Genomic DNA, 25,353 nt, shown 5'->3' with positions numbered 1-25,353 from the left:
CTCGGGCTTGCGGGCTTGCCCTGGACCTGATTGTCGCGTCGTAAGACGCCCCGCGCCGCCGACGGCTGGCGGCCGACTGAACTGGACTTCCGAAAATGGCCTTTCCTCCGATCAACCCTGCGCTCGACCGCGCGCTGGCCGCTCAGGGCTATGCAGAGCCGACGCCCGTGCAGAGCGCGGTGCTGGAAGCCGAGGCGGCCGACCGCGACCTGCTGGTCTCGGCCCAGACCGGCTCGGGCAAGACGGTGGCGTTCGGCCTGGCCCTCGCGCCGACGCTGCTGGGCGGAGCCGAGGCTTTCGCCGAGGCGGCCGCGCCCCTGGCGCTGATCATCGCACCCACGCGGGAGCTGGCCATCCAGGTCGCCCGGGAGCTGACCTGGCTTTACGGCCAGACCGGCGCGGTGATCGCCACCTGCGTCGGCGGCATGGACCCGCGCCGCGAACAGCGAGCTCTTGCCGCCGGCGCCCACATGGTGGTCGGCACGCCCGGGCGACTTCGGGACCACCTGGAGCGCGGCAACCTCGACCTGTCGGCGCTGGACGCCCTGGTGCTGGACGAGGCCGACGAGATGCTCGACCTGGGCTTCCGCGAAGACCTCGAGTTCATCCTCGACGCCGCGCCGCCGCAGCGCCGCACCCTCCTGTTCTCGGCGACGATCGCCCGGGAGATCGCCGCCCTCGCCCGCCGCTATCAGCGCGACGCCCTGCGCATCGACACCACGGTGCGCAACCAGCCGCACGGCGACATCGAGTACCGCGCGCTAAGGATCGCGCCCAACGATGTCGAGCACGCGGTGGTCAACGTGCTGCGCTACTACGAGCCGCCGGGGGCCCTGGTGTTCTGCGCCACCCGCGAGGCCGTGCGCCACCTGCACGCCGCCCTGCGCGAGCGCGGCTTCTCCGCCGTGGGCCTTTCCGGAGAAATGGGCCAGCGCGAACGCAACGAGGCGCTGCAGGCCCTGCGCGACGGCCACGCCCGGGTCTGCGTGGCGACCGACGTGGCCGCCCGCGGGCTCGACCTGCCCGACCTGGGACTCGTCATCCACGCCGACCTTCCGGTCAACCGCGCCGCCCTGCTGCATCGCTCGGGACGCACCGGGCGGGCTGGGCGCAAGGGCGTCTCCATCCTGCTCGCGCCCCACACCCGCCGGCGCAAGGCGGAGATGCTGCTGAGCTCGGCGAGCATTGAAGCCGCCTGGAGCGCGCCCCCCAGCGCCGACGAGATCCGCGCCAAGGACCGCGAGCGTCTGCTCGCCGACCCGAGCCTCAGCGAGCCGCCCGCGGAGGAGGACCTGGCGCTGGCCCGCGCCCTGCTGGAGCTCCACTCGCCCGAACAGATCGCCGCCGTCCTCGTCCGCCGTCGCCGCGAGGGCCAGCCCGCGCCCGAGGAGCTGTTCGACGACGCCGGCGCCCAGCGTTCCCGCGGCGAACGCGCCGATCGCCCCGAGCGTTCGGAAAGGCCGCAGCGCCTGGCTCCCGACGAAGTCGCCTGGTTCCGCCTGCCGATCGGCCGCAGCAAGAACGCCGATCCCAAGTGGCTGATCCCGCTGATCTGCCGCCAGGGCCACGTGACCAAGGGCGACATCGGCCAGATCCGCATCTTCGCCAACGAGACCAAGTTCGAGATCGCCAACCGCGTGCAGGAGCGCTTCCTGGCCGCCATCGCCGGACCGGCGGAGGAGGGGCTGCGGATCACCCCGGCCGGAGCCCCCGGCCCGAAGGAGGCCCGCTCGGCTGCGCCAAGGTCGGGCGAGGACGCCCCCCGGCGGCCGTTCAAGCCCAAGCGGGACGGCGGCGGGCCCCCCGGGCCGCCCAGGGGAGCCAAGAAGAGCAAGCGCCGAGGCTGAAGTCCTTCCGCAAGGGGACCGTTGCGCCGGACGGCAATCGGTCCTTAGCTGAGGGCTTCAGAACCAAGGGACGGAAACATGAGCCAGGTCGAAGCCCTCGCCCGGACGGGCGATGAAGTGCTGTATGCGGTCGAGGACCAGATCGCGACCATCACCCTGAACCGGCCGGAGCGGATGAACACCATCTCCGGCCCCATGCTGCGCCAGCTTGGCGAGCTGCTGCTCAAGGCCGACGCCGATCCCGAGGTGCGGGTGGTGATCCTGACCGGGACGGGCCGGGCTTTCTGTGCGGGGCTGGACCTGACCTCGGCCACCAAGGGCGAGGGGATCGGCTCGCAGTCCTCGGCCCAGTCGCCCTCCCTGGACCTGAAGACCACGCCCCCCACCGTCCTCTTCAACATGGACAAGCCGACCATCTGTGCGCTGAACGGTTCGGCGGCGGGCTACGGGATGGACACCGCACTGGGATGCGACATCCGCATCATGGCCGAGGGTGCGAAGCTGGCCGCGGCCTTCACCAAGCGCGGCATCGTGCCCGAAAGCGGCGGCACCTGGTTCCTGCCGCGGATGATCGGCTGGGCCAAGGCGGCCGAGCTGATCTTCACCGGCCGCACCCTCCTGGCGCACGAGGCGCTGGAGATGGGTCTGGCCAACCACGTGGTTCCCGACAACGAGCTGATGGACTTCGCCCGCGCCCTCGCCCGGGAAATCTCCGACTGCGCGCCCCTGGCGGTGCAGGCGTCCAAGCGGATGATGCGCATGGGCCTGTCGGAGACGTTCAACGACCACGTCCACCACGTCTACCTTCAGCTCCTGCCCCTGTTCCGCACCCAGGACGCCCGCGAGGGCATGGTCGCCTTCCTCGAAAAGCGGCCGGCGGAGTTCAAGGGCCGGTAGCCGGGTCGGTCGGACGCGTCGCAAGGCTCCCCGCCAGGAGAGCCTTGCGGCTCACCCCAGGCCGTAGCCGCGGGCCATCAGGGCGGCGAACACGGGAATGAGGACGAAGACCAGCGCCTCGGCCAGGAAGAAGCGGCGCACGAAGCGCACCTCGGCCTCGTCGGGCGAGAAGTCAGGATGGTCCCTGCTGAGCCGTCGCCAGGCGAGGATGCGCAGGGTCGGCGGTACCGAGAGCAGACCGACCACCGCGAAGGCCGCCATCTTGGCCCAGAAGAACGGGTTCGGCAGATAGGCCTCAGGGCCTTTGACGCCCCAGATCACCCGCGCGACGCCCACCAGAATGATCGCGCCAGCCACGGCCCCGTAGTGGATGTCGATGCGGCTGACCCGCCGCAGGGTCGCCGCGGGCATGCCGGGGCGCACCAGGGCCGCTTCGGTCGCCAGCAGCACCGGCAGGGAGAACACCAGAAGGTGGTGCGAGATCGCCAGGATCAGGTCGGTCACGTAGTCCCCCGTTCGCGCGAGCCTTAGTGGGCGTCGTCCCAATTGTCGGCGGCGCGGGCCTCGACGACCAGTGGGACCGAGAGCGCGACGGCGGGCTCGGCGGCGCGCTCCATCACCCGGCGCGCGGTGGCGATCAGCGCCTCGGCCTCGTCCGGCATGCATTCGAACACCAGTTCGTCGTGCACCTGCAGCAGCATCTTGGCCGACAGCCCCGCCTGCTGCAGGGCGGCAGGCATGCGGATCATCGCCCGGCGCATGACGTCGGCCGCCGCGCCCTGGATCGGCGCGTTGATCGCCGCCCGGTCGCCGAAAGCCCGCTCGGCCGCCGACTTGCCGCGCACCGCCGGGATGTGGACCTTGCGCCCGAAAATGGTGGTCACGAAGCCCTGCGCCCGGGCCGCCTGCTTGGTGCGGTCCATGTAGGCGCGGATGCCGGGAAAGCGTTCGAAGTAGGTCTTGATGTAGGCCGCCGCCTCGTCCTGCGGGATCGAGAGCTGGTTGGCCAGGCCGAAGGCCGAGATGCCGTAGACGATGCCGAAGTTGATCGCCTTGGCCCGCCGGCGGGTCTCCGCCGGCATGCCCTCGATCGGCACGCCGAACATCTCCGAGGCGGTGGAGGCGTGGATGTCCAGCCCCTCGGCGAAGGCGCGCTTGAGCTGGGGAATGTCGCCGATGTGGGCGAGAAGGCGCAGCTCGATCTGGCTGTAGTCGGCGCTGACCAGCACCTTGCCGGGCTCCGCGACGAAGGCCTTGCGGATTTTGCGGCCCTCTTCGGTGCGCACCGGAATGTTCTGCAGGTTCGGGTCTGACGACGACAGCCGCCCGGTCGTGGTCGAGGCCAGGGCGAACGAGGTGTGCACCCGCCCCGTCTGCGGCGCGATCGCCGCCACGAGGTTGTCGGTATATGTGCCCTTCAGCTTGGAGAGTTGGCGCCAGTCGAGCAGCACGCGGGGCAGCTCGTGGCCCTGGGCGGCGAGCTCCTCAAGCATCGAGGCGTCGGTCGAGGAGGCGCCGGTGGCCGTCTTGCGCCCCGAGGCGAGGCCCATCTCCTGGAACAGCACCTCGCCGATCTGCTTGGGCGAGCCAAGGTTGAAGGGCCGGCCCGCCAGGCGGTGCGCCTCGGTCTCCAACTCGCCCATGCGTACGGAGAAATCGTTGGAGAGCTGGCGCAGCCGGTCCGGGTCGACCTTGATGCCGTGGCATTCCATCTGCGCCAGCACCGCCGGCATCGGTCGCTCGAGCGTCTCATAGACGGTCAGCAGCCCCTCGGCGGCCAGCCGCGGGCGCAGGCGCTGATAAAGGCGCAAGGTCACATCGGCGTCTTCGGCGGCGTAGCAGGTGGCCGAGTCCAGGGCCACGTGCTTGAAGCTCTTCTGCGCCTTGCCGGTCCCGGCCACCTGCTTGAACGGGATCGGCTTGTGGCCGAGCCACAGCTCCGACAGCTCGTCCATGCCGTGGTTGTGCAGGCCGGCCTCCAGCGCATAGGAGATCAGCATGGTGTCCTCGACCGGCGCGACCTGGATTCCGTAGCGCGACAGCACCGCCATGTCGTACTTGGCGTTCTGGGCGACCTTCAGCACCGCCGGATCCTCCAGCAGCGGCTTCAGCCGCGCCATCGCCGCGTCCAGCGGAATCTGGTCCATTTCGGCGGGCGCCTCGAAGGCCAGGCCCTCGGCGCCTTCCGCCTCGTGGCCCACGGGGATGTAGCAGGCTTCTCCCGGGGCGATCGCAAGGGACACGCCGCACAGCCCCGCGTTGGCCGAGGACAGGGAGTCCGTCTCGGTGTCGAAGGCGACCACGCCCTTGGCCGTCGCCCTGGCGATCCAGGCGTCCAGGGTCTCGAGGTCTCGCACGCACACATAGCCGCTCACGTCGATCGGCGTGTTTTCGGGGGGCGGCGGGGGCGCCGGACGCTCGGCCGCGGGCGCGCCGCCGCCGCCGTTCAGCGCGGTGTCCACCCGTCGCGCCAGGGTGCGGAACTCCATCTGGTCGAGGAACTTGGCCAGCACCTCCGGGTCCGGGGCGTCGGCGACGAGCTCCTCGAGCGTGGCGGGCAGGGGGGTGTCGCAATCGAGCCGCACGAGCTCGCGCGACAGGCGGATCTGGTCGGCGAACGCGATCAGGGTCTCGCGGCGCTTGGGCTGCTTGATCTCGCCCGCCCGAGCCAGCAGCGTGTCGAGGTCGCCGTACTCGTTGATGAGCTGCGCCGCCGTCTTCACCCCGATGCCGGGCGCGCCGGGCACGTTATCGACGGAATCGCCGCATAGCGCCTGGACGTCGACCACCTTCTCCGGCGGCACCCCGAACTTCTCGATCACCTGCTCGCGGCCGATGCGCAGGTTCTTCATGGTGTCGAGCATGAGGACGCGATCGCCGACGAGCTGCATCAGGTCCTTGTCGGAGGAGACGATCACGACCTCCCCGCCCAGATCGCGCACCTTGCAGGCGTAGGCGGCGATGATGTCGTCGGCCTCGTAACCGGCCAGTTCCAGGCTCGGCACGCCGAAGGCCCGGGTGGCCTCGCGCACCAGCGGGAACTGCGGGATCAGATCCTCGGGCGGCGGGGGGCGATGCGCCTTGTACTGGTCGTAAAGCCTGTTTCGGAACGTCTGCTCGGAGTGGTCGAACACCACCGCCAGGTGGGTGGGGGCCTCTGCCTCCGCCTTCATGTCCACCAGGAACTTCCACAACATGTTGCAGAAGCCGGCCACCGCACCCACGGGCAGACCGTCTGACTTGCGGGTCAGCGGCGGCAGGGCGTGATAGGCGCGGAAGATGTAGCCCGAGCCGTCCACCAGATACAGGCGCGGTCTTGGGCCGTCCTGGGTCGGGGCGCGCGGCAGGTCGGCGACAGGATCCGCGGCGGGCGCGGGGGGCGCTTGGGTGGAGGCGTCGGTCATGTCGCGAAGATAGGCTCTGCCCGTCCGCAGGTCATCAGCAGCCCGTGAAATCCGCTCGATGTGCGTTGCAGCAAATTAACTATTGCGCTGCACCATCCCTTAATTGTTGCGGTGCAAAAACGTGCGTGTCCGGATCAAGCCGGATGCGCCGCGAAGCTCGGCGCCAGCCAAAGCAGTATTCTTTGAGGGGATAGTCACATGATCCGTTTCGCCGCGCTCGCCGCCGCCGCCGCCACCCTGATCGCCGCGCCCGCCAGCGCCCAGGAATTCCGCCTGGCCGTCGCCGTGGCCGGCAAATCCGAAGCCCAGATCCACGCCGATGTCACGGCCGCCGCGCGCAAGCTCTGCCGCACGGCTACGGCTTCCGAAACCTTCCGTCTGGCGGCCTACGCCAACTGCGTCGAAGCGACCGTCCAGGACGCCCTGAAGCAGATCTGATTTCGTTTGGTGCGTTGAGTTCCTGGGGCCGGCGGGCGACCGCCGGCCCTTTCGCCATGTGGCTCATCGGCCGGCGAAGCGTACGTTCAGGTCCGGCAGCCCCTGGCCCAGAGCGGCGAGGGCTCCGGCGTCGCCGCTGGCGAGATAGGCGGCCATCGCCTTCTGCAGGGCCGCATAGGCCGCCCGGAACGGGGCGGTGGCCGAGCTCAGCCGCCGCACGCCCAGCGCCTGCAGCTCCGTCGCCGGAGGGGCGCCCGCCCGGCCCATCACGTTCAGCGGCAGGCTGACGCCGGTCACGAGAGCGCCGATCAGCGTCGGATCGACCGGTCCGGGCACGAAGATTCCGTCCGCGCCGGCGTCGCGATAGAGCGCCGCCCGGCGGAGCGTCTCCGCCAGCGCCGCATCACCCTGCGCCAGGTTGTGCAGATAGACGTCGGTGCGGGCGTTGACGAAGAGGTCGACGCCGGCCCGCTCGGCCGCCGCCCGGGCCTCGCCGATCTTGCGCGCCAGGAGGTCTGGCTCGCCCTGGCCGTCCTCCATGTTGACGCCCACCGCCCCGGCGTCGATCACCTGGGCGACCAGGCGGCCCACCTCGGCCGGGTCGTCCGAATAGCCGCCCTCGATATCGGCGGTGACCGGCACGTCCACCGTCGCCGCCACCGTTTCCAAAGTGGCGATCAGCCGGTCGGCGGGCAGGGCGTCCCCGTCCGGATAGCCGTGGCTCCAGGCGACGGCGGCGCTGGACGTCGCCACGGCCTTGGCGCCGGCGTCCGCCATCAGGGCGGCGCTCGCCCCGTCCCAGGCGTTGGGCAGGATCAGAATCTCGGGGCCCGCGTGCAGCGCGCGGAAGGCCAGGGCTTGGTCTTGGCTCATGGGTCGTCTCCTCGGCGATGTGGAGACGATATAGGTGCGCGGCGCGTGACGCGCTGGCGGTGATCGGACTCCACCAGGCGGCGGGGAGCCTCAGTGGCCGTGCGGCCCCTCGTAGACGCCGGGCGCGAGGCGCTCGTCCTCGGCGCCCTCCAGGCCGCCGGCCAGCACGAAGCGGCGGTCGCAGTAGGGGCATTCGACGAAGTCGCCCGCGCCCATCTCCAGCCATACGCGCGGGTGGCCAAGGGCGCCGCCGACGCCGTCGCAGGCGATCCGGCGTGTGCGGACCACCACGGTCTCCGGGGCCGGGGCGGCCGGGGTCAGGGCGGCGTGCGCCGGCGCGGGCTCGGGACCGACCTGCGCCTGGGCGCCTTGGAACGGGGCTTTGGGGGCCATGCTGTACATCTCCGGCGGCGCGAAGCTTGGCGAGGCGGCCGCGCGCGCCTAGGTATGCGACCACGGCTTTGGCCGTCAACGTTCGGCCTCGCCCCAGGGTGAAGATGTTCCTGCCTGAGTACGCGATAGAAGCCAAGGATCTGGTCAAGACCTATCCTGCGACCAAGACGACCCCGGAGATGCGGGCGCTGAAGGGAATCGACCTGGCGATTCCCCGCGGCTCGATCTTCGGCCTTCTGGGCCCCAACGGGGCGGGCAAGTCGACCTTCATCAACACCCTGGCCGGCCTCACCAAGAAGACGTCGGGCACGGTGCGCATCTGGGGCCGCGACATCGACGAGCGCCCGCGCGACGCCCGCGCGGCCATCGGGGTGGTCCCTCAGGAGATCGCCGCCGACCCCTTCTTCACCCCCCGCGAGGCGCTGGAGGTGCAGGCCGGCATGTACGGGGTGCCCAGGCAAGAGCGGCGCACCGACGAGCTGCTGGCGGCCCTCGGCCTGGCGGACAAGGCCAAGGCCTATGTGCGCCAGCTCTCCGGCGGCATGAAACGCCGGCTCATGGTGGCCAAGGCGATGGTGCACAATCCGCCGGTGCTGATCCTGGACGAGCCCACCGCGGGTGTGGACGTCGAGCTGCGCCGCCAGCTCTGGAACTATGTGCTGGAGCTCAACCGCCGGGGCGTGACCATCGTCCTGACCACGCACTATCTGGAGGAAGCCCAGGAGCTGTGCGACCAGATCGCCATCATCAACCGCGGCCAGGTGGTGGCCTGCGAGCCGACCACCACGCTGCTGCGCCGCATGGACACCCGCAACGTGATCGTCACCCCGGCCGAGCCGGTGGCCGCCGCGCCCCAGCTGGAGGGATTCGAGACCCGCTCGCGGGCCGGCGGCGCTTTCGCCGTGACCTATCGAACCGGGGAATCCAGCGTCGAACAGGTGCTCGCCGCGGTTCGGGCCTCGGGGCTGCACATCAAGGACATCGCCACCGAGGACCCGGACCTGGAGGATATCTTCCTGGCCCTGACCTACGCCGCGCCCGAGGCGGCGGAGGTCTAGCGCAAGGCGGCTAGCGGTCTTCGTCGAAGCGGCCGGCGACCAGGGCTGCGAGGGCCTCGACGGCTTCGGCGGCCTGGGCGCCCTCGGCGGCGATCTCGATGGTCGAGCCGAGCCCCGCCGCCAGCATCATCAGGCCCATGATTGAGCGGGCGTCCACAGTCTGGCCGTCGCGGCTTACGGTCACCTCGGCGTCGTAGGCGCCGGCCATCTTCACGAATTTGGCCGAAGCGCGGGCGTGCAGGCCGCGCTCGTTGACGATCTCGACGATCCGCCGCGCGCTCACTTCTCGCCGGTCAGCACATAGGAGGCCACGGAGATGTACTTGCGCCCGGCCTCCTGGGCGCAGGCGACGCATTCCTCCAGGCTCTGGCGGGTGCGTACGCTGGCGAGCTTGATCAGCATCGGCAGGTTCAGACCGGCGATCACCTCGGCCTTGGCCTGGTCCATCACAGAGATGGCGAGGTTGGACGGCGTGCCGCCGAACATGTCGGTGAGCAGGATCACGCCCTGGCCGGAATCGACGCGCTCGCACGCCCGCAGGATGTCCTGGCGCCGCCGTTCCATGTCGTCGTCGGGGCCGATGCAGATCGCCTCCACGGCGGTCTGCGGGCCGACCACGTGCTCCATGGCGAACACGAATTCCTCAGCCAGCCGCCCGTGGGTGACGATCACGAGGCCGATCATGCCAACTCTCTCAACGGGGTATCCCCACCCGGTGCGGCGAGCACGGCGCCGCGAACCCGGCTTGATACGCCCCTTCTTGTCCTTGTCCAAGATGCTCAAGCACGCGACGCATTTTCGCAGGCGCCGATGCTTCCAGCGGTTGAATCATGATCAGGGGCAGCCGCACGCCCAGGTGGCGGGCGGCCGAGGGTTCGGGCATGCGTTCACTCGCGCCGGCGCGGGCGACGAGGCGGATCTCGCAGAACCGCAGGGCGGGCGTGCGCACCACGCCGAGCCCGCGCACTTCCATCAGGTCCTGCAGGACGTCGGGCGCGCGGCCCCAGAGCCGTCCTTCGCAGGCCCAGACCACTACGCGGTCGTCGGCCACGAGCCGGAAACCTTCGTCCAGCGCGCGCAGGGCCAGGTCGCTCTTGCCGGCGCCGGAGGCCCCTTCGACCAGAACGCCGGCCCAGGCGCGGTCCAGTCGACGGGCGAGGAGCCCGGCGTGCAGGATCATCGCCGCGCCTCGGGCAGGAAGACGACGAAGCGCGCGCCCAGGACCCGACCCTCGGCGTCAGCGCGATTCTCGGCGTGAATGTCGCCGCCGTGCGCCTCGACGATCTGGCGGGCGATCGACAGCCCCAGGCCCGAATTGCCGCCGAACGCCGCGCCCTTGGGCCGCGAGGTGTAGAAGCGCTCGAAAATGGTCTCCAGGTTCTCCGGCGGCACCCCGGGGCCGTCGTCGTCGACCGTCACCCGCACCTGGCCGCGGCCGCGCTCGACGGCCACGCGCACCTCGCCGCCGGGAGGGCTGAAGGAGCGGGCGTTGTCGATCAGGTTGCGGAACACCTGCCCAAGCGGCCCCTCGCGGCCGGACACCATCATCGGCTCGGCGGCGGCGGAGAGAACCACGGCCGGCTCGTGCTCGCGCCGGGTCGCCTGGTAGAGGCTGGCGACCTCGTTCAGGAGCCTGCCCAGGTCCAGCGCCCGCGGGTCCTCGCGCGAAAGCTCGGCGTCCAGGCGCGAGGCGTTGGAGATGTCGGTCACCAGCCGGTCCAAGCGGCCCACGTCCTGCTTCAGGATGCGCAGCAGCCGCTCGCGGGCAACGGGGTCGGCCACCAGCTCCAGGGTCTCGACGGCCGAGCGCATGGAGGTCAGCGGGTTCTTGATCTCGTGGGCCACGTCCGCGGCGAAGCTTTCGATGGCGTCCATCCGCTCGGACAAGGCGTCGGTCATGTCCTGGAGCGACCGGGTCAGGTCGCCCAGTTCGTCGTCCCGGCGCGCCAGGTCCGGCAGGGAGATCGAGCGCGCCCGCGCCTGGCGCACGCGGTCGGCGGAGCGGGCGAGGCGGCGGACCGGCTGGGCGATCAGCCGGTTCAGCAGCCAGGAGGAGATCAGCATCACGCTGACGGCCACCAGGATGAAGGGCACCAGGGCCACGCGCTCGGCGGCGATGATCTCGTCGACGTCGCTGGCCTCCAGGGTCAGCACGCCCAGCACGGCCTGCACGTGCTGGATCGGGATAGAGACCGAGACCACCCGCTCGCCGTCGTCCGCCACCCGCATCCCGGCGATGTGCTCACCGCGCAGGGCCAGCCCCACCTCCCGGCGCAGGGCCCGTTGGGCCTCCTCGCCGGCGGGGGTGGTCGGCTCGGCCTGGAAGGGGTTGGCGAAGGCCTCGTCCCGGGACCGCGCTGGAGGCAGGGCCTTCCACTCGACCCGGTCCGCCACCCAGTAGCTGTCGGCGATCAGCCGGCCCTCGGCGTCGAACAGCCGCGCCCGCTGCGAGCGCGGGTTGGAGAGGATCTGCAGGATTTCGCTGGCGTAGCTGGCGTTCATCGCCGGCGTCGGCTCGCCCACCGTGGCGGCGCGGTCGATGATCGTGGCGATCAACTCGCCCTGGGTCGTCAGGCTGTCGACGCGTGCGTTGACGAGGCCCCGCCGCAGCTCGTTCAGGACGAGCGCGCCCGACACCAGCACCGCTAGGGCCAGCATGTTCAGCGCGATGATCGTCCGCCCCAGCCGCGAGCCGGGCAGCCAGCGCATCCGCGAGGGGCGCGGGCCGCGCCTAGCTTTCGCGGTATCTGTATCCGACGCCATAAAGGGTTTCGATCGCGTCGAAGGTGTTGTCGACCTCGCGGAACTTCTTGCGCATCCGCTTGATGTGGCTGTCGATCGTGCGGTCGTCGACATAGACCTGGTCGTCGTAGGCGGCGTCCATCAGGTTGTCGCGGCTCTTCACGAAGCCGGGGCGCTGGGCCAGCGATTGCAGGAGCAGGAACTCGGTGACGGTCAGCTTCACCGGCTTGCCGTCCCACAGGCAGTCGTGGCGGGCCGGATCCAGGGTCAGCTTGCCGCGCTTGATCGCCCGGGAGGCGGCGTCGCCGGCCGCGCCGTTGGCGCCGTTTGCGGCTCCGCCGGCGTCCTCTTCCATCGGCCCCGCGCGGCGCAGGATCGCCTTGACCCGTTCGATCAGCAGCCGCTGGCTGAACGGCTTGTGCATGTAGTCGTCGGCGCCGAGGTTGAAGCCGAGGATCTCGTCGATCTCCTCATCCTTGGAGGTCAGGATGATCACGGGCACGTCGGAGGTGCGCCGCAGCCGGCGCAGCACTTCCATGCCGTCCATCCGCGGCATCTTGACGTCGAGGATGGCGAGGTCGGGCGGATCGGACTCCAGCGCGGCCAGGCCGGCCGCCCCGTCGTAGTAGGCGGTCACGGTGTGGCCGTGGCTTTCCAGGGCCAGGCTGACTGAGGTGACGATGTTCTCGTCGTCGTCCACCAGGGTGATCTTGGCCATTCTGGGATCGCATCTCCTTGCGAAGCTTTGTCAGGTGCTAGTCGGCCAGCACCATGGCCTCATTTGGGCGAACACTGCGCGGTCAACGCGGCCTTAAGGATATCCGTGTAATCTTAAATACTTGGGCGGGAGGGGCCCACATGGATCGCGCACAGATTCACTATGAGGTCTTCAGTCGTCGCAAGGCCGGCGCCCAGTGGACACTCGAACAGGCGACGGAAAACCGCACGGCGGCGATCGCCTCGGCCGAGGAACTCCTCAAGGAGGGTCGCGCCATATCCGTGCGCGTCACCAAGGAGACCCTTGATCCAGAGACGCGCGAATTCCAGTCCGTCACCATACTAAATAAGGGCGCGCCGGACACCGCCAAACCCAAGAAGGCGGCCGACGACCGCGAGCCGCTCTGCGTCGCGCCCCAGGACCTCTACACCATCCATGCGCGCGAACGGATCGGACGGCTGCTCGACGGCTGGCTGGAGCGCCATCACGCCACGCCCTTCGAGCTGCTGCATCGCGCCGATCTCGTGGAACAGCTCGAGGCCTCCGGCGTCGAGCTGCAGCATGCGATCCAGAAGGTGGCGGTGCCCGAGGCCCAGGCGCGGGGCCTGACCGTCCACGAACTGATGCGCACCTTCCAGTCCCTGGTCGAGCGGGCGATCGAGCGGCTGTTGAAGGACATGCGGCGAGGCGTCCTGCCGGACGTCGACAAGGAGGGGTTCGCCGCCGCCGCCGAACGCGTGGCCCAGGATCCCGAGCGCGGCTACCTCCTCGGCGCGGGCGTGGCCGCCTCCATCGCCCCGGCGCGCAACTGGAGCGACAAGATCGGCCGTCTCCTGGACCTGGCCGACGGCGCGCCGGCCAAGGGCCCGGCGCGGCAGCTGGCGCTGCAGACCGTCGAACAGCCTCTGGCCGAGATCCTCGGCTCCAACGTCGGCCTGGACGACCTCCTGGGCAAGGAGCTCGACCTTGGCCAGCGGCTGGCCGCGATGACGCGTCTGACCGCCGTGGAGGCGGTCGAGGCCCTGATGCGGGTGGAGCCCTCCGTAGCCAAGATCATGCCGGAGCTCACGGCGCCGGCGAAGCGCCTGGCCGAATGGCTCAAGGGCGAGGAGTTCCGCCACGTGCGCTCGGCCATCGTCCGCCGCGTGATGCGCGAGCTCAACGGCCCGCGCCGGCTGAAGCCCGGCGACGCCGAGGGCGAGATCGACGTGCTGCGGGGCCTGGCCATGGCGCTCACCGCCGCCACCGGGGCGATCCTGCCTCCGGAAGAGGTCCAGGCCGTGTTCGTTGCCCGCTCAAAGACCCTGATAACCGGCGACTTCGTCGAATCCTACCTCGGGACCGAGAAGTCGGCGGCCGAGGAGGTCGAGGCGCTCATCTGGCTGGTGGAGAACGTCATCGGCGCGGCCAACAAGCGCCAGGCGGCCCGCTACCTTGCAGCCGTGGTGATGGCCCTGCGCTTCGAGAAGGAATTCCGTTACGGCCCGGACTCGCCGGCGGCCAAACTGGCGACCTTGGCGCGCCTGCAAAGGGCCGTCGGGCGCGGCGGCCTCCTGCCCGACGACTACCAGCCGATCCAGGTCAAGCTGGGCGATCTCGGCGGGATGGTGGAGGCCGACGCCAAGCTAACGGCCACTGTGGCCCGCGCGGCCGCGCCGGCCGCCCATCGCCTGACCCTGCTGCTGAAGCTCGCCACCGGCGAGGCCGCCCCCCTCGGGCCGGCCGCCGACCGGGCGCGGATGGAGGCTCTGCGCCTGGCGCGCCTGGACGACACGCGGGCCGAGCTGGCCGCCGCGCCCGAGCGCATGGCGCAGGTGAAGGACCTCTTCATGCAGGCCGGCGTCGCCGCCTGACGCCGCCCGCGCTCGAGCCCGTCAGGCCCCGAGGGCCTCGGCCAGGGCGTCCACGGCGCGATCGACGTCGGCGTCGTCCATGCCCGGATAGAGCGGCAGCGACAGGCAGCGCGCATACCAGGCCTCCGCGCCGGGAAGGGTCAGCGGCCCGTAGCGCTGAGCATAGTACGGCTGGCGGTGCACGGGGATATAGTGGACCTGGCTGCCGATCCCGCGGGACCGCAGCGCCTCGACGACCTGCCGGCGTGAGCGGCCGGCGGCCTCGAAATCGATCAGCGCGACCATCAGGTGCAGCACGGGATCGCTCCAGGCCGACCGGGCGGCCGGCCGCACCATGGGCGCCAGCGGCTCCAGGCGCTCCAGGTAGCGGGCGGTCAGGCTCCGGCGGCGCTCCGCAAAGCGAGGCAGCTTGCCCAACTGCGACAGGCCGAGGGCGCAGAGCACGTCCGGCAGCCGGTAGTTGAACCCCAGCTCCGGCATTTCGTACCACCAGGGATCTGCGCTGGTCGGGCGCACCATGCCGTGGCTGCGCAGGGTCCGGAGACGCTCGGCGAGGAGCGCGTCACGGGTGGTCACCATGCCGCCCTCGCCCGTGGCGATGGTCTTGACCGGGTGGAACGAGAAGGTCGCCATGGCCGAATGGCGGCAGTCGCCGACCGTCTCTTGGACGCCGAAGCGCATGGTCGAGCCGAGCGCGTGCGGGGCGTCTTCCACCAGCACCGCGCCGGCCGCCTCGGCCAGCGCCTTGAGGGCCGGCAGCTCGGCAACCTCGCCGCGCAGGTGCACCGGCAGCACGGCCCGAACCGCCCGTCCCCCTGCGCGGCCAAGCGCCTCGGCCAGTGTGGCGGGCGTCATCAGGCCGGTGTCGGGGTCGACGTCGGCGAACACGACCTCGGCGCCGACGAAGCGGGCGCAGTTGGCCGTGGCCAGGAAGGTGATCGACGGCGCGATGCAGACATCGCCCGGCCCGACGCCCAGGGCCAGCATCGCCAGGTGCAGGGCCGCCGTGCCGTTGGCGCACGCCACGGCGTGCGGCGCGCCCACCGTCTCGGCGAAGGCGCGCTCGAAGGATTCGACCCGGGGCCCGGTGGTCAGGAAGTCCGCCCTCAGCGCCTCGGCGACCGCGGCGATGTCGTCGTCCTCGATCGTCTGGCGGCCGTAGGGCAGGATCGGCTCAGTCATGGGATTCGTTGAGCATGGCGAGCAGCCCCTCGCCGTTCAGCCATTCGTCGTTGGAATCGCTGGAGTAGGCGAAGGTCTCGGCGACGAGGGGGTGGGTGGCGGCGTGCGGGGTGCGCGCGTACTCCACGAAGGCCGGCTCGATGGCGTAGCGATCGCCCAGGTCGACGGTGGTGCGCGCATCGTCCTGGCTGATCATCATCTCGTGCAGCTTCTCCCCGGGGCGGATGCCGATGATCTTGATCTTGGCCTGCGGGGCCATGGCCGCGGCCAGGTCGGTCATCTTCATGGAGGGGATCTTGGGCACGAAGATCTCGCCGCCGCGCATCATCGACAGGGAGGACAGGACGAAATCGACGCCCTGGTTCAGGGTGATCCAGAAGCGCGTCATCCGCGGGTCGGTGATCGGCAGCTCGTCCGCCCCCTTGGCGATCAGGCGCTGGAACAGAGGGGCCACCGAGCCGCGGGAGCCCACCACATTGCCGTAGCGAACGACCGAGAAGCGCGCGCCGATGTCGCCGGAGAGGTTGTTGGCGGCCACGAAGGTCTTGTCGGACGCCAGCTTGGTCGCGCCGTACAGGTTGATCGGGTTGCAGGCCTTGTCGGTGGAGAGCGCCACCACCTGCTTCACCCGGTTGGTCAGGCAGGCCCAGACCACGTTCTCCGCCCCCAGCACGTTGGTGTGGATGCATTCGGAGGGGTTGTACTCGGCGGCGGGCACCTGCTTCAGCGCCGCGGCGTGGATCACCACGTCGACGCCCCGCAGCGCCAGCGTCAAGCGCTCGCGGTCGCGCACGTCGCCCAGAAAGAAGCGCATGCAGGCCAGCTTCGCCGCGTCGAACTTCTCCTGCAGCTCGATCTGCATCTCGTGCTGCTTCAGCTCGTCGCGGGAATAGACGATCAACTTGCGCGGCCGGGTCTGGCCGAGCACCCGGTCGACGAACCGGCGGCCGAAGGAGCCGGTGCCGCCGGTGACCAGGATCACCTTGCCGTCCAGGTCGAGCGAGGTGGGGGCGAACCGCTGCACCAGGGCCTCCGCAGTCACGTGGTCGAGAATCGCTGCGGCCATCTGCCCACGGGGGGCGTAAAGAGAGCGCTAACCCTAAATGCGGCAGAACGACCGCATGAGACGCCGTGCGTTCCTTGCCCTGATCGCCCTGCCGGCGGCCGTCCTGTCGGTCGTTGCGGGTCCGGCCGCCGCCAGCGGCGGCGGCGAAAAGAAGGCGGCGGGCCCCGCATCGCCCTATGTGCGGATGCCGATCCTCACCGCCACCGTCCGCAAGCGGAACGGCAAGCGGGGCGTGCTGACGGTGGAGACGGGCCTCGACGTCCCCGACCCCAAGGTGCGCGAACTCGCGGAGGCCTCGACGCCGCGCCTGCGCGCCGCCTATTTCCAGGTGCTGCAGACCTACGCCAACGGCCTGGCGCCGGGCGCCCCGCCGAACGCCGACTTCCTCGGCCGCGAACTGCAGCGCGAGACCGACCGCGTGCTGGGACGTCCCGGCGCGCGCCTGCTGTTCGGCACGATCCTGATGAACTGACGGTCCGGGCGCCCGCCCGCCCGCTCACATCGCCGAGATGCCGCCGTCGAGCTTCAGTTCCGCCCCGGTCATGAACCGGCTCTCGTCGGAGGCCAGATAGAGCGCGGCGTTGGCGATGTCCTGCGGCGCGCCGATGCGGCCGATGGGCACCTGGCGGGCAAGCTTGGCCTCCGCCTCCTCCTTGCCGAAGCGCTGGCGCAGCGGGTCCAGGATCGGCGTGTCGATGAAGGTCGGGTGGATGGAGTTGGAGCGGATATCCAGGCCCTGCTTTGCGCAATGCAGGGCGATCCCTTTGGACAGCAGCCAGACCGCCGCCTTGGAGGCGTTATAGACCGGCGTGTTGTGCGCGGCGATCAGGCCCGCGATCGAGGAGATGTTGATGATCGAGCCGGGCTGGTTCTGACGCAGGTACTTCAGCGCGTGCTTGGTTCCCAGGAACACGGAATCCACGTTCACGCTCATCACCAGCTTCCAGTCCTCGAAGCTGAGGCTCTCGATGTCGCCGCCGCGGCTGATGCCGGCGTTGTTGATCAGCACCGAGATCCCGCCCATGGCCGCGTCGGCTTCCTCCAGGGCGTAGATCCACTGGTCTTCCCGGGTGACGTCCAGCGGGAACGCGAAGGCCGTGCCGGCGCCGAACGCCGCGTTGATCTCCGCGGCGGCGGCCTTGGCGCCTTCGTGGTTGATGTCGGCCAGCGACACCTTGGCGCCTTCCTCGGCCAGCCGGCGCGCCATCGCCGCGCCCAGCCCCTGAGCCCCGCCGCTGATGAACGCCTTCTTCCCCTCGACCCGTCCCGCCATGAGTACGCTCCCTTTTCTCGTCAGATCGCCCCGGCCTCGGCCGCGGCCCGGTCCATGAAGGCGGCGAGCTCGACGTCGAGCTCGGTCACCCCGTCGGCGTCATGGGTGGCCAGCACCACATCGACGCGGTTGTAGACGTTGAACCACTCCGGATGGTGGTCCAGCTTGTCGGCCATCAGCGCCGACCGGGCCATGAAGCCGAAGGCCGCGTTGAAGTCGGCGAAGCGAAAGCTGCGTTCGATCGCGTCGCGCCCGCCCTCCACCGCGCGCCACGCGGGCAGGCGCGCCAGGGCCGCCGCGGCGCCGATGCGGGCCGGCCGGCCCATCAGGCCGCCGCCTCTTCCGGAAACGTGAGGCCGGTGGCCTGCGACAGTTCGGCCAGCGCCTGGTCCACGCCGCTGACCTTGATCGCCGTCATGCCGAGCTGCGCCGCCGGCTTGCAGTTGATCCCCAGGTCGTCGAGGTAGACGCAGGCCTGCGGCTTCACCGCCAGGAGTTCGCACATCATCACGTAGATCTTCGGGTCGGGCTTGCGTACGCCGGCCTTGGAGCTTTCGATGATGGCGTCGAACAGCGGCATGATCAGGCCCATGGCGCCGGCGGCTCGCTGGATCTCGTCCTGGCCGGGGCTGTGCATCGAAACCACGTTGTTGGTGATGCAGCCGACCTTGAAATGCTGCTTGCAGATCTTCAGCGCCTCGACCATCCGCGGCCGCACCTGGCCCGACAGCAGCGGAAGCACGTCGGCGCCCCGCACCGGGTGGCCCAGGGCCGTGGACTCCTCGAGGAACAGCTCGTCGAACCGGGCCGCGTCGATCTCATTGCGTTCGAACAGGGCCCAGGCGTTGTCGTGGTGGTTGGTGGCGTTGACCCGGCGGATGATGTCCTTGGGCAGTCCCCGCTCGGCCTCGAAACGGTTGAACGCCTCGAACGGCGAAGAGGTGAACACGCCGCCGAAATCCCAGATCACCGCCTCGATCGCCATCGCCCGTTCCGCTCCGTTTTTCGAACCGGCGCGACGCTAGAGACCGGGGCCGGGCCGCGCAAGCCGCCAGGGGCGCGGCGGACCTGGCGATCTGCTATCACGAGCCGATGTCTCCAGAGCGCCTGCCCCTGCTTCCGCGCATCGTCACCTTCGGCTTCGCCGTGACCGTGCTGCTCTGGCTGTCGCTGGTTCCGTCCAGCGCGCTGCCCCGGTCCATCACCTTCTGGGACAAGGCCGAGCACGCCCTGGCCTATCTGGTGCTCACGGGGCTTGGCCTCTTGCTGTTTCCCCGGCGGCCGCTGGCCCTGATCGGCGGCGTGCTGGTTCTGGGCGTCGGCCTGGAGCTCCTGCAGGCGGCGACCCAGCTTGGCCGCCAGGGCGACTGGCGCGACGTGGTGGCCAATGCGACGGGAGTGGCGGCGGCGGCTGTCGCCGTCGGTGCGTTTCGGCGGCGGCGCGCGCCCTGATGAGCCTTCGCCACGCCCCATGGACCGAATCCGCCGACTTCGCCATCGGGCTGAGGCCGATCCCGGAGACCGGGTGGCTGGAGGGCGGCGAGGCCGATCCCGCCGCCCGCAAGGACCCGCTCTTCGCCGCGGCCCGGCCCGACGTGTTCGCCGAGGCCCAGGGCTCCCGAGCCGGCCAGCTCGAAATCGCCCGGCTGGTCGACGCCGCCCTCGGGACTCCGGGCGAACCGGCCGGCGACCTGCCGCCGCTCTACGCCGCCGCCCGCCGGGTGTCCGACGACCTGTGCCTCATGGAGAAGTCGGACGGCGCCTGGAGGCTCACAGCCCTCAGCCTGTCGGCGGCCAGCTTCTTCCGGGCGGAGGAGGTGCTCGGCAAGAGCCTCGCCGAGCTGCACGGGCCGGTGAACGGCTTTTCCGAGCGGTTCCTGCGCCGGGTGGAACGCATCTTCGAGGGGCTGCGCCCCGGGCTGGTGCTGGAGCGCCGCAACTGGAGCCTATTCAATTCCGACGTCCTGAGCGTCCCCGATCCTGCGCCCTACCGCGCCCGGCTGCCGCTCGTCACGCCGCAGACGGCTGGCGAGGCGCTGTTTCTGCGGGTGGAGCGCCAGACCCTGCGACGCCTGCCGCAGACCGGCGGCGCCGTCTTCACGATCCGCATCTGGCTCAATCCCTTGGCCGACGTCGCAGCCGAGCCGGCGCGCCTGGCGGCGTTCGCCCAGGCCTGGCGCAGCGCCCCGCAAGCCTTCCGCGACTACAAGCGCCTGGCGCTATATGATCGCCTCGTTGAGGCGTTCCTTCGCGCACACGGAGAATCGCACAGCGTTAACGGGACGGCGTCTCCATCCTTGTGGGCTCCGTGACCAAGAGGCCGCCATGCGTTTTCGCCTGCTGATCCCGATCGCCGCCGCCCTGGCGCTGAGCGCGTGCAACGAGGCGCCCACGCCCAAGCCGTCCTTGCCCAGCAAGGTCACCGCTCCGATCGCTGCGGCCCCGGCCGCCGCGCCCGCCGCCTTGCCTGCGCAGCCCGCGGCCGTCTGCCCGCCCCAGCCGCAGCCGGTCTGCCCGCCGGTGGCCACGAAGACGGCCCACAAGGCGAAGCCCGCCGTGGTCAGGCGCAAGACGTCCAAGGCCCATCGCCGGACCACGGCGAAGACCGAGCGCCACTACCGCCGCTACGAGGGCGGGGCGCAGGTCCGCGGTCATGAGTACGCCGAGCGCGAGGAGTCCTGGTCCCACCGCGATCGTCACCGCCACCATCGCGAGGGTCAGCCGCCGCAGGCCGACCGCTACGCCTACGCGCCAGCCGACCATTACCACGCCTACGGCCAGTCGGGCGCGGTGACCCACTTCGCCCAGCCCTATGAGCGGGCCTACGGCCATCGCCAGGACGACCGCTACAGCGCGGGCGGCCGCAGCTACGAGTCCTACGAACGCAGCGAGAGCTACAGCTACAGCGAAGACGCCCGGGGCGGACGGGCCTACGCCGATCGGGAGTCCTATCGCTCTGACGGCGGCCGCTACGCCGCCCACGGCTATGCGGAAAGTGATGCGCAGTCGTCCCGGTCGTCGTGGCGCTACAGCGAGCGCGCCGAGGATTCTGGGAGCTGGCGGCGCACAGAGGTCGTCTCCGGCGGCTGCTGTATCGGCGGCGAGGCGGCCGGCCGCGATCCGGACGGCTTCCTCACCTGGCCCGGGAAGGTTCCCGCGGCTCCCTACTGAGGCGGCCCAGGCCCGACGTGCGAAGCGCGCGTGGAGCGACCGAGCCGTCCGCCGCCGAGCCTGCGGAGCGGCGAGCGCCCGATCCGCTGACGGGCGCGCGCGGCGTGCTTCGGCAGGCGCTTTGGCGCGTGCGCTATCTCGCCTGCCGCATGGCCGGTTGGCTGCAGTTTCCGTTCATGGGCGCCCAAGCCCCCTTGCGCGGCCACGTCGTCGACACTCGCGCCTACGCGCGCCGCAGCGGCTTGGAGTTCACGGAGCTGGATCCGCCGCGGCCGCAGGGGTCGCGCACCGCGCCAGCGACCTTCGTCACCGTCGTGCCGCAGGGTCGCCTGCTCTTCGACTACGGCGCCGTGGTCACGCCCGACCACCGGCTGCTGGGCGAGGTCTCGCCGCCCCTGGGGGGACCGGTGTGGATGCACCGCGCCCTGTACGAGCGCGGCTTGCCGCGGCCCGAGCGCGTGGCCGGAACGTTGGCCGTCCTGTCGTCCCAGGCGCACCAGCGATACTTCCACTGGATGACCGACGTACTGCCGAGGATCGAGCTTCTGCGCCGGGCCGATGTCGCCGTCGACCACTACGCGGTGAACCTGCAGGCGCCGTTCCAGCGCGAGACCCTGGCCTGGCTCGGCCTGCCGCCGGACCGGCTGATCGACCTGTCGCGGGAGGGTCAGATCGTCGCCGACCGGCTGGCGGCGCCCTCGCTGCCCGGCGAGATCGGCGCGCCCACCTGGGAGACCTGCCGGTTCCTGCGCGAGACCTTCCTGCTCGGCGCGGCGGACCGTCGTCCCGAGCTTCGGCTCTATGTGCGCCGGCGCGACGCGCTCACCCGCCGCGTGGTCAACGAGGAGGAGGTGCTGGCGGCCCTCGTTCCCCTCGGGTTCGAGGCGGTTGACCTGGAGCGTCTGTCGGTGGCCGCGCAGGTCGACCTCTTCGCCAGAGCCGCCGTGGTCGTGGGCCCCCACGGCGCGGGCATGACCAATCTGGTGTTCTGTCCCCCCGGCGCCGGGCTCGTCGAGTTCATGCCCCGGACCTATTTCAATCCCTGCTTCGAGATCCTCGCGGGGCATGTCGGGGCCCGCTATCGCCGCCTGCCGGCGGAGTCCGTCTCGGCGAAGACGCACGACCAGTGGATGGACCCTGCGGTTCTGGAGCGGGCGCTCGCCGAGCTGCTCCGATAGGGGCCGCCCGCGGGCGTCAGTCGCGCGTGACCGCGATCTGCGTCTCGCATAGAGCCAGGGGCGCGGGGCGGTGGCTGACCAGGACCAGGCCCTGGCCGGTGCGTCCCAGGCGCCGGTCAAGCGCCTCGGTCACCCTGGCCTCGGTCGCCGCGTCCAGGCCTTCGGTGGGCTCGTCCAGCAACAGGAACGGGGCCTGGCGCAGATAGGCTCGCGCCAGGCTCAGCCGCCGCCGCTCCCCGCCGGAGAGCCGCTGGCCGCCGTCGCCCAGCCAGGCGTCCAGCCCGCCGGGCAGGTCGCGCACGCGGGCGTCCAGCACCGCGTCGGCCAGCGCCGTCCAGAGTTCGGCCTCGCTCGCCTTGGGCGCCGCCATGGCGAGGTTTTCCCGCACCGTCCCGGTGACCAGCCGCGCATCCTGCGGCGCGAAGGCAAACAGGCGCCGCGCCGCGCCGATCGGGAGGCTCTCCAGCGGCTCTGCATCGACGACGATCCTGCCGTCGGGCGCGGGACGCAGGCCGACCAGGGCCTCCAATGTACGGGTCTTGCCGGCGCCGGAGGGGCCGACGAGCGCAATCCGCGCGCCTGGCGCGAGCTCGTGACCGTCCAGCCGCAGCGCAGAGCGGGGCGTCGACTCGGGACGCGGCGCCGGTGGCTGGTCCATCAGTTCGCTGAGCCGCTGCTCGGCCTCGGCCAGGGGGCCGGACTGCTCGGCGGCGCGCAACAGCCCTGCGGCGCCCTCCAGTCCCGCCAGCGCCGCCAGCGCCGCCAGCGCGGCCATCGGCAGGGGCGCGCCGGCGCTGAGCGCGATCACGGCTGCGAGGGTGGCGGCGCTGAGGCCGGCTTGGACGGCCCCGAGCAGCGCCTCGGCGTCGGCGCGCCGCAGGCGGGCGTCCGACAGGGCGGCCTCGTGGGCCATCACCGCGTCCACGGCCCGATCCACCAGGCCGAAGCAGTGGAGCTCCGGCGCCGCTGCGGCGTAGCCGGCCAGGCTGTCCTTCAGAGCTCCCGCCGCCCGCTGGCCCTCGCGCCCGGGATCGGCGCCAAGCCGCCGCGCGAGCGCGCCGCCCCCCGTCGCCAGCAGGGCGAACCCGGCCAGGAAGGCGGCGGACGCCCACGGCGAGGCCAGGGCGATCAGGGTCGCTGCGGCGCCGGCGCCGGCTGCGGCGGCCCACGGCGCCGAGCGGCGCACGAATCGGGTCTCCACCGCCTCCACATCCTGAACCAGGCGGGCTGCGGCCTCGCCCGACGACAGGGCCAGGGCGCGCTGCGGCGATGCGGCGGCGAGGGCGGCGAAGAGCGCCGGGCGCAGCTCGGCCAGAGCGCGCAGGGCGGCCTGGTGGCTGAGCAGCCGTTCGCCATAGCGGCCCGCCGTGCGGACGATGGCGAACAGGCGGATGCCGGCGCTAGGCAGGAGGTAGTTGAACGCCTGCGCGGCGATCGGTCCCGCCGCTCCGGCCAGGGCCGCGCCGGCGAGGAACCAGCCGGACACGCCGAGCAGGGCGGTGGACGCCGCGGCGGTGAGGGCGGCGCAAAGGCCTGCGGCCAGCAACTCTGTACGTCGGCGGCGCACCTGGCCGGCCAGGAAGCGGGCGAGGGGGGCGGCGGGCCTCATGACAGCCTCACGACATGGTCTGCGGCCTCGGCCAGCGCCGGCGAGTGGGTCGCCACGATGACGGTGTGCGAGCCCACGGCGGCGCGGATCAGGCGCACGAGTTCGGCCTCGGCGGCCGGGTCGAGGTCGGCGGTGGGCTCGTCCAGGAGCAGCAGGGGGGCGGGCTTGAGCAGGGCGCGGGCCAGAGCCAGCCGTCGACGCTCGCCGCCGGACAGGCCTGAGCCGCGCTCGTCCACCGGCGTCTCGGCGCCTTGCGGCCGACGCTCAAGGGCCGGTCCCAGGCCCACCTTCACAGCCATGGCGAGAGCGTCGTCGCGGGTCACTCCCGGCCCGGCGGCGACGAGGTTGTCGAGGATCGAGCCGGGAAGCAAGGCGGGCGCCTGTCCGGCCCAGGCGGCGTCCGCGGCGAAGCCGCCGCCGGCGCGGAGGGACGCGCCGCCGACCTCGATGTCGCCTGCCGCCAGCGGCGTCAGCCCGACGATCGCCTCCATCAGGCTGGTCTTGCCGGAACCGGTGGGGCCGACCACGGCGGTGAGACACCCGGCCGGGCAGACCGCATCCACCGGACCGATACGGCGTTCGCCGAAGGCCAGGCTCGCGCCCCTGAGGACGACGCTCGGCGGCGCGGCCAGGACGGGCCTGGCCGGCGGGGGCGCCGCCGCCTGCGCTGCCCAGGAACCCAGCCGTCCGGCGGCGGCCTCGCCGATCTGCCGCTCGTGATAGGCGGCCGCCAGCCGGCGCATCGGCGCATAGACTTCCGGCGCCAGGGCGAGAACAAAGAAGGCGCGGGGAAAGTCCAGGGTCTCGGGGGCGCGGAACGGGAGCACGCCCAGCAGCGAGAAGCCGGCGTAGACCGCCACCAGCGCCACCGACAACGCGGCGAAGAACTCCAGGGCGGCGGTGGAGACGAACGCGATGCGGAGAACGCCCAGTGTCCGCTCGCCCACCTCCCGCGCGGCCTGCCCCACGCGGGCGGTCTCCCGCCCCTCGGCTTGGAAGGCCAGCACGACCGGCAGGGCGCGCACCCGATCCACGAACAGGCCGGACAGCCGCGCCAGGGCTTCGAACTGGCGTCGCGCCTCGCCCGCCGCGGCGCTCCCCGCCAGCGCCATGATGGCGGCGAACGGGAGCAGGGTCGCCAGAAGGATCGCGGCGGCCACCGGGCTGGCGAAGGCGGCGGCCGCGCATATGGCCATGGGGCCCAACCCGGCGGCGAGCTGGGCGGGGCGATAGCGAGCGTAGTAGCCCTCCAGGGCTTCGACCTCCTCGACCGCCGCGGCCATGGCCTCGCCCAGGGCCGTCCGGGCGCCCCGCCGCCGCGACAGGGCGGCGCCGACGACCTTGCGGCGCACCATGGTGGTCACCGCCCGCGCGTGGCGGGCGCACAGCCGCGCCGAGATCCAGGACGCCGCGGCGCGGACGGCCATGGCCGCGGCCACGCCGGCGAGGCCGAGCGCCTTGTGAGGTGTCGCCAGCACGGCGACGAGGGCGGCGGCGAAACCTGCCGCCCCGGCCGCATCGACCAGGGTCAGCAGCGCCAGGAGGGGGGCCGGTGCGCCCGGCGCCTCGCGGGCCCATTGGGCCAGGCGTCGTCGATCAGCGGCTTCGTCGGTGCGACTCATCAGCCCGGCGGCTCATACATCAAAATATT

Annotated in this window: 26 protein-coding genes; 10 read left to right on the top strand and 16 right to left on the bottom strand. The window is 71.4% G+C overall.

The genetic code is table 11. The annotated features are described in order from the left end of the window. Positions 1–95: 95 nt before the first annotated feature. Both ACK4YQ_RS03335 and ACK4YQ_RS03330 read left to right on the top strand, forming a co-directional pair. On the top strand, positions 96–1,847 hold the full coding sequence (locus ACK4YQ_RS03335; RefSeq protein ID WP_409608263.1) for a DEAD/DEAH box helicase: 1,752 nt from the start codon (positions 96–98) through the stop codon (positions 1,845–1,847). Positions 1,848–1,925: 78 nt separating this feature from the next. Beyond that, entirely contained in the window at positions 1,926–2,744 is an 819-nt protein-coding gene (locus ACK4YQ_RS03330) for an enoyl-CoA hydratase/isomerase family protein (RefSeq protein WP_409608261.1), read from the top strand. 51 nt (positions 2,745–2,795) lie between these two features. On the opposite strand, the gene ACK4YQ_RS03325 is transcribed toward ACK4YQ_RS03330, so the two are convergent. Together ACK4YQ_RS03325 and polA are read right to left on the bottom strand one after the other, a co-directional pair. Next, positions 2,796–3,248, bottom strand: a complete 453-nt coding sequence (locus ACK4YQ_RS03325) for a DUF2214 family protein (protein ID WP_409608259.1) — start codon at positions 3,246–3,248, stop codon at positions 2,796–2,798. Between the two features lie 23 nt (positions 3,249–3,271). Beyond that, positions 3,272–6,148, bottom strand: a complete 2,877-nt coding sequence (gene polA / locus ACK4YQ_RS03320; RefSeq protein ID WP_409608257.1) for a DNA polymerase I — start codon at positions 6,146–6,148, stop codon at positions 3,272–3,274. A gap of 198 nt (positions 6,149–6,346) precedes the next feature. On the opposite strand from polA, the gene ACK4YQ_RS03315 reads away from it, so the two are divergent. After that, the gene (locus ACK4YQ_RS03315) at positions 6,347–6,586 is read left to right on the top strand and encodes a hypothetical protein (protein ID WP_409608255.1); all 240 of its coding nucleotides are present in this window, start codon (positions 6,347–6,349) and stop codon (positions 6,584–6,586) included. A gap of 63 nt (positions 6,587–6,649) precedes the next feature. Here ACK4YQ_RS03315 and ACK4YQ_RS03310 read toward each other — a convergent pair whose 3' ends face one another. Both ACK4YQ_RS03310 and ACK4YQ_RS03305 read right to left on the bottom strand, forming a co-directional pair. Next, a complete protein-coding gene (locus ACK4YQ_RS03310) occupies positions 6,650–7,459 on the bottom strand; it encodes an isocitrate lyase/phosphoenolpyruvate mutase family protein (protein WP_409608253.1) in 810 nt (269 codons plus the stop codon). A gap of 90 nt (positions 7,460–7,549) precedes the next feature. Continuing rightward, on the bottom strand, positions 7,550–7,852 hold the full coding sequence (locus ACK4YQ_RS03305) for a zinc-finger domain-containing protein (RefSeq protein ID WP_409608251.1): 303 nt from the start codon (positions 7,850–7,852) through the stop codon (positions 7,550–7,552). A 104-nt stretch (positions 7,853–7,956) separates the two neighbouring features. Here ACK4YQ_RS03305 and ACK4YQ_RS03300 point away from each other — a divergent pair, with 104 nt between their 5' ends. Then, positions 7,957–8,910 (top strand): ABC transporter ATP-binding protein, encoded by a 954-nt coding sequence (locus ACK4YQ_RS03300; RefSeq protein ID WP_409608249.1) that lies wholly within the window; start codon positions 7,957–7,959, stop codon positions 8,908–8,910. 10 nt (positions 8,911–8,920) lie between these two features. Here ACK4YQ_RS03300 and ACK4YQ_RS03295 read toward each other — a convergent pair whose 3' ends face one another. Genes ACK4YQ_RS03295 through ACK4YQ_RS03275 form a run of 5 tightly spaced genes read right to left on the bottom strand, consistent with a single transcriptional unit; the run spans position 8,921 to position 12,370 of the window. Beyond that, positions 8,921–9,193: an HPr family phosphocarrier protein gene (locus ACK4YQ_RS03295; RefSeq protein ID WP_409608247.1), complete on the bottom strand. Its 273-nt coding sequence runs from the start codon at positions 9,191–9,193 to the stop codon at positions 8,921–8,923. Further along, complete coding sequence (locus ACK4YQ_RS03290) at positions 9,190–9,594, bottom strand: PTS sugar transporter subunit IIA (protein ID WP_409608245.1); 405 nt, start codon at positions 9,592–9,594, stop codon at positions 9,190–9,192. The genes ACK4YQ_RS03295 and ACK4YQ_RS03290 overlap by 4 nt, the downstream gene beginning before the upstream one ends. A gap of 10 nt (positions 9,595–9,604) precedes the next feature. Then, the gene (locus tag ACK4YQ_RS03285; RefSeq protein ID WP_409608243.1) at positions 9,605–10,090 is read right to left on the bottom strand and encodes an HPr kinase/phosphorylase; all 486 of its coding nucleotides are present in this window, start codon (positions 10,088–10,090) and stop codon (positions 9,605–9,607) included. Next, the gene (locus tag ACK4YQ_RS03280) at positions 10,087–11,673 is read right to left on the bottom strand and encodes a stimulus-sensing domain-containing protein (RefSeq protein WP_409608241.1); all 1,587 of its coding nucleotides are present in this window, start codon (positions 11,671–11,673) and stop codon (positions 10,087–10,089) included. The genes ACK4YQ_RS03285 and ACK4YQ_RS03280 overlap by 4 nt, the downstream gene beginning before the upstream one ends. Further along, positions 11,642–12,370: a response regulator transcription factor gene (locus ACK4YQ_RS03275; RefSeq protein ID WP_409608239.1), complete on the bottom strand. Its 729-nt coding sequence runs from the start codon at positions 12,368–12,370 to the stop codon at positions 11,642–11,644. The genes ACK4YQ_RS03280 and ACK4YQ_RS03275 overlap by 32 nt, the downstream gene beginning before the upstream one ends. A 140-nt stretch (positions 12,371–12,510) precedes the next feature. Here ACK4YQ_RS03275 and ACK4YQ_RS03270 point away from each other — a divergent pair, with 140 nt between their 5' ends. Continuing rightward, on the top strand, positions 12,511–14,223 hold the full coding sequence (locus tag ACK4YQ_RS03270; RefSeq protein ID WP_409608237.1) for a hypothetical protein: 1,713 nt from the start codon (positions 12,511–12,513) through the stop codon (positions 14,221–14,223). A 21-nt stretch (positions 14,224–14,244) separates the two neighbouring features. Here the strand turns inward: ACK4YQ_RS03270 and pseC are convergent, their stop codons facing one another. Continuing rightward, positions 14,245–15,405, bottom strand: a complete 1,161-nt coding sequence (pseC, locus tag ACK4YQ_RS03265; protein ID WP_409608235.1) for a UDP-4-amino-4,6-dideoxy-N-acetyl-beta-L-altrosamine transaminase — start codon at positions 15,403–15,405, stop codon at positions 14,245–14,247. Beyond that, positions 15,398–16,471: a UDP-N-acetylglucosamine 4,6-dehydratase (inverting) gene (pseB, locus tag ACK4YQ_RS03260; protein ID WP_409608233.1), complete on the bottom strand. Its 1,074-nt coding sequence runs from the start codon at positions 16,469–16,471 to the stop codon at positions 15,398–15,400. Before pseB ends, pseC begins: the two co-directional genes overlap by 8 nt. 55 nt (positions 16,472–16,526) lie before the next feature. Between pseB and ACK4YQ_RS03255 the strand changes: the two genes are divergently transcribed. Then, on the top strand, positions 16,527–16,943 hold the full coding sequence (locus tag ACK4YQ_RS03255; protein WP_409608231.1) for a hypothetical protein: 417 nt from the start codon (positions 16,527–16,529) through the stop codon (positions 16,941–16,943). Positions 16,944–16,967: 24 nt separating this feature from the next. Here ACK4YQ_RS03255 and ACK4YQ_RS03250 read toward each other — a convergent pair whose 3' ends face one another. Genes ACK4YQ_RS03250 through ACK4YQ_RS03240 form a run of 3 tightly spaced genes read right to left on the bottom strand, consistent with a single transcriptional unit; the run spans position 16,968 to position 18,729 of the window. Then, complete coding sequence (locus tag ACK4YQ_RS03250) at positions 16,968–17,744, bottom strand: SDR family oxidoreductase (RefSeq protein ID WP_409608229.1); 777 nt, start codon at positions 17,742–17,744, stop codon at positions 16,968–16,970. Positions 17,745–17,764: 20 nt separating this feature from the next. Continuing rightward, positions 17,765–18,070 (bottom strand): 4a-hydroxytetrahydrobiopterin dehydratase, encoded by a 306-nt coding sequence (locus tag ACK4YQ_RS03245; protein WP_409608227.1) that lies wholly within the window; start codon positions 18,068–18,070, stop codon positions 17,765–17,767. Continuing rightward, a complete protein-coding gene (locus tag ACK4YQ_RS03240; protein WP_409608225.1) occupies positions 18,070–18,729 on the bottom strand; it encodes an HAD-IA family hydrolase in 660 nt (219 codons plus the stop codon). The genes ACK4YQ_RS03245 and ACK4YQ_RS03240 overlap by 1 nt, the downstream gene beginning before the upstream one ends. Before the next feature lie 107 nt (positions 18,730–18,836). On the opposite strand from ACK4YQ_RS03240, the gene ACK4YQ_RS03235 reads away from it, so the two are divergent. From ACK4YQ_RS03235 to ACK4YQ_RS03220, 4 genes are all read left to right on the top strand, one after another. Next, a complete protein-coding gene (locus ACK4YQ_RS03235) occupies positions 18,837–19,196 on the top strand; it encodes a hypothetical protein (protein WP_409608223.1) in 360 nt (119 codons plus the stop codon). Next, positions 19,196–20,056, top strand: coding sequence for a heme-dependent oxidative N-demethylase subunit alpha family protein (locus ACK4YQ_RS03230; protein ID WP_409608221.1), 861 nt, complete (start codon positions 19,196–19,198; stop codon positions 20,054–20,056). Before ACK4YQ_RS03235 ends, ACK4YQ_RS03230 begins: the two co-directional genes overlap by 1 nt. 13 nt (positions 20,057–20,069) lie before the next feature. Then, positions 20,070–20,915: a hypothetical protein gene (locus tag ACK4YQ_RS03225; RefSeq protein WP_409608219.1), complete on the top strand. Its 846-nt coding sequence runs from the start codon at positions 20,070–20,072 to the stop codon at positions 20,913–20,915. A 128-nt stretch (positions 20,916–21,043) separates the two neighbouring features. Continuing rightward, positions 21,044–22,093 carry a glycosyltransferase family 61 protein gene (locus ACK4YQ_RS03220; protein WP_409608217.1) on the top strand — a complete coding sequence of 350 codons (1,050 nt, stop codon included), beginning with the start codon at positions 21,044–21,046 and terminating at the stop codon, positions 22,091–22,093. A gap of 16 nt (positions 22,094–22,109) precedes the next feature. On the opposite strand, the gene ACK4YQ_RS03215 is transcribed toward ACK4YQ_RS03220, so the two are convergent. Both ACK4YQ_RS03215 and ACK4YQ_RS03210 read right to left on the bottom strand, forming a co-directional pair. Next, entirely contained in the window at positions 22,110–23,702 is a 1,593-nt protein-coding gene (locus ACK4YQ_RS03215) for an amino acid ABC transporter ATP-binding/permease protein (protein ID WP_409608215.1), read from the bottom strand. Then, positions 23,699–25,324 (bottom strand): ATP-binding cassette domain-containing protein, encoded by a 1,626-nt coding sequence (locus ACK4YQ_RS03210; RefSeq protein WP_409608213.1) that lies wholly within the window; start codon positions 25,322–25,324, stop codon positions 23,699–23,701. The genes ACK4YQ_RS03215 and ACK4YQ_RS03210 overlap by 4 nt, the downstream gene beginning before the upstream one ends. Between the last annotated feature and the right edge of the window lie 29 nt (positions 25,325–25,353).

The sequence above is a fragment of the Phenylobacterium sp. genome (genome assembly GCF_046291545.1).
Lineage (GTDB): Bacteria > Pseudomonadota > Alphaproteobacteria > Caulobacterales > Caulobacteraceae > Phenylobacterium.
This window is presented reverse-complemented; position numbering and strand designations above follow the sequence as displayed.

What these genes read in the sequence shown, in the direction of transcription:
- ACK4YQ_RS03210 (WP_409608213.1), bottom strand. Translation starts at nt 25,324, where the DNA reads ATGAGTCGCACCGACGAAGCCGCTGATCGACGACGCCTGGCCCAATGG.
- ACK4YQ_RS03225 (WP_409608219.1), top strand. Translation starts at nt 20,070, where the DNA reads ATGCGTTTTCGCCTGCTGATCCCGATCGCCGCCGCCCTGGCGCTGAGC.
- ACK4YQ_RS03290 (WP_409608245.1), bottom strand. Translation starts at nt 9,594, where the DNA reads ATGATCGGCCTCGTGATCGTCACCCACGGGCGGCTGGCTGAGGAATTC.
- ACK4YQ_RS03315 (WP_409608255.1), top strand. Translation starts at nt 6,347, where the DNA reads ATGATCCGTTTCGCCGCGCTCGCCGCCGCCGCCGCCACCCTGATCGCC.
- ACK4YQ_RS03240 (WP_409608225.1), bottom strand. Translation starts at nt 18,729, where the DNA reads ATGGCGATCGAGGCGGTGATCTGGGATTTCGGCGGCGTGTTCACCTCT.
- ACK4YQ_RS03330 (WP_409608261.1), top strand. Translation starts at nt 1,926, where the DNA reads ATGAGCCAGGTCGAAGCCCTCGCCCGGACGGGCGATGAAGTGCTGTAT.
- ACK4YQ_RS03230 (WP_409608221.1), top strand. Translation starts at nt 19,196, where the DNA reads ATGAGCCTTCGCCACGCCCCATGGACCGAATCCGCCGACTTCGCCATC.
- ACK4YQ_RS03215 (WP_409608215.1), bottom strand. Translation starts at nt 23,702, where the DNA reads ATGAGGCCCGCCGCCCCCCTCGCCCGCTTCCTGGCCGGCCAGGTGCGC.
- ACK4YQ_RS03275 (WP_409608239.1), bottom strand. Translation starts at nt 12,370, where the DNA reads ATGGCCAAGATCACCCTGGTGGACGACGACGAGAACATCGTCACCTCA.
- ACK4YQ_RS03300 (WP_409608249.1), top strand. Translation starts at nt 7,957, where the DNA reads ATGTTCCTGCCTGAGTACGCGATAGAAGCCAAGGATCTGGTCAAGACC.
- ACK4YQ_RS03245 (WP_409608227.1), bottom strand. Translation starts at nt 18,070, where the DNA reads ATGGGCCGGCCGGCCCGCATCGGCGCCGCGGCGGCCCTGGCGCGCCTG.
- ACK4YQ_RS03280 (WP_409608241.1), bottom strand. Translation starts at nt 11,673, where the DNA reads ATGGCGTCGGATACAGATACCGCGAAAGCTAGGCGCGGCCCGCGCCCC.
- ACK4YQ_RS03285 (WP_409608243.1), bottom strand. Translation starts at nt 10,090, where the DNA reads ATGATCCTGCACGCCGGGCTCCTCGCCCGTCGACTGGACCGCGCCTGG.
- ACK4YQ_RS03305 (WP_409608251.1), bottom strand. Translation starts at nt 7,852, where the DNA reads ATGGCCCCCAAAGCCCCGTTCCAAGGCGCCCAGGCGCAGGTCGGTCCC.
- pseB (WP_409608233.1), bottom strand. Translation starts at nt 16,471, where the DNA reads ATGGCCGCAGCGATTCTCGACCACGTGACTGCGGAGGCCCTGGTGCAG.
- ACK4YQ_RS03235 (WP_409608223.1), top strand. Translation starts at nt 18,837, where the DNA reads ATGTCTCCAGAGCGCCTGCCCCTGCTTCCGCGCATCGTCACCTTCGGC.
- ACK4YQ_RS03335 (WP_409608263.1), top strand. Translation starts at nt 96, where the DNA reads ATGGCCTTTCCTCCGATCAACCCTGCGCTCGACCGCGCGCTGGCCGCT.
- ACK4YQ_RS03270 (WP_409608237.1), top strand. Translation starts at nt 12,511, where the DNA reads ATGGATCGCGCACAGATTCACTATGAGGTCTTCAGTCGTCGCAAGGCC.
- ACK4YQ_RS03255 (WP_409608231.1), top strand. Translation starts at nt 16,527, where the DNA reads ATGAGACGCCGTGCGTTCCTTGCCCTGATCGCCCTGCCGGCGGCCGTC.
- polA (WP_409608257.1), bottom strand. Translation starts at nt 6,148, where the DNA reads ATGACCGACGCCTCCACCCAAGCGCCCCCCGCGCCCGCCGCGGATCCT.
- ACK4YQ_RS03250 (WP_409608229.1), bottom strand. Translation starts at nt 17,744, where the DNA reads ATGGCGGGACGGGTCGAGGGGAAGAAGGCGTTCATCAGCGGCGGGGCT.
- ACK4YQ_RS03310 (WP_409608253.1), bottom strand. Translation starts at nt 7,459, where the DNA reads ATGAGCCAAGACCAAGCCCTGGCCTTCCGCGCGCTGCACGCGGGCCCC.
- pseC (WP_409608235.1), bottom strand. Translation starts at nt 15,405, where the DNA reads ATGACTGAGCCGATCCTGCCCTACGGCCGCCAGACGATCGAGGACGAC.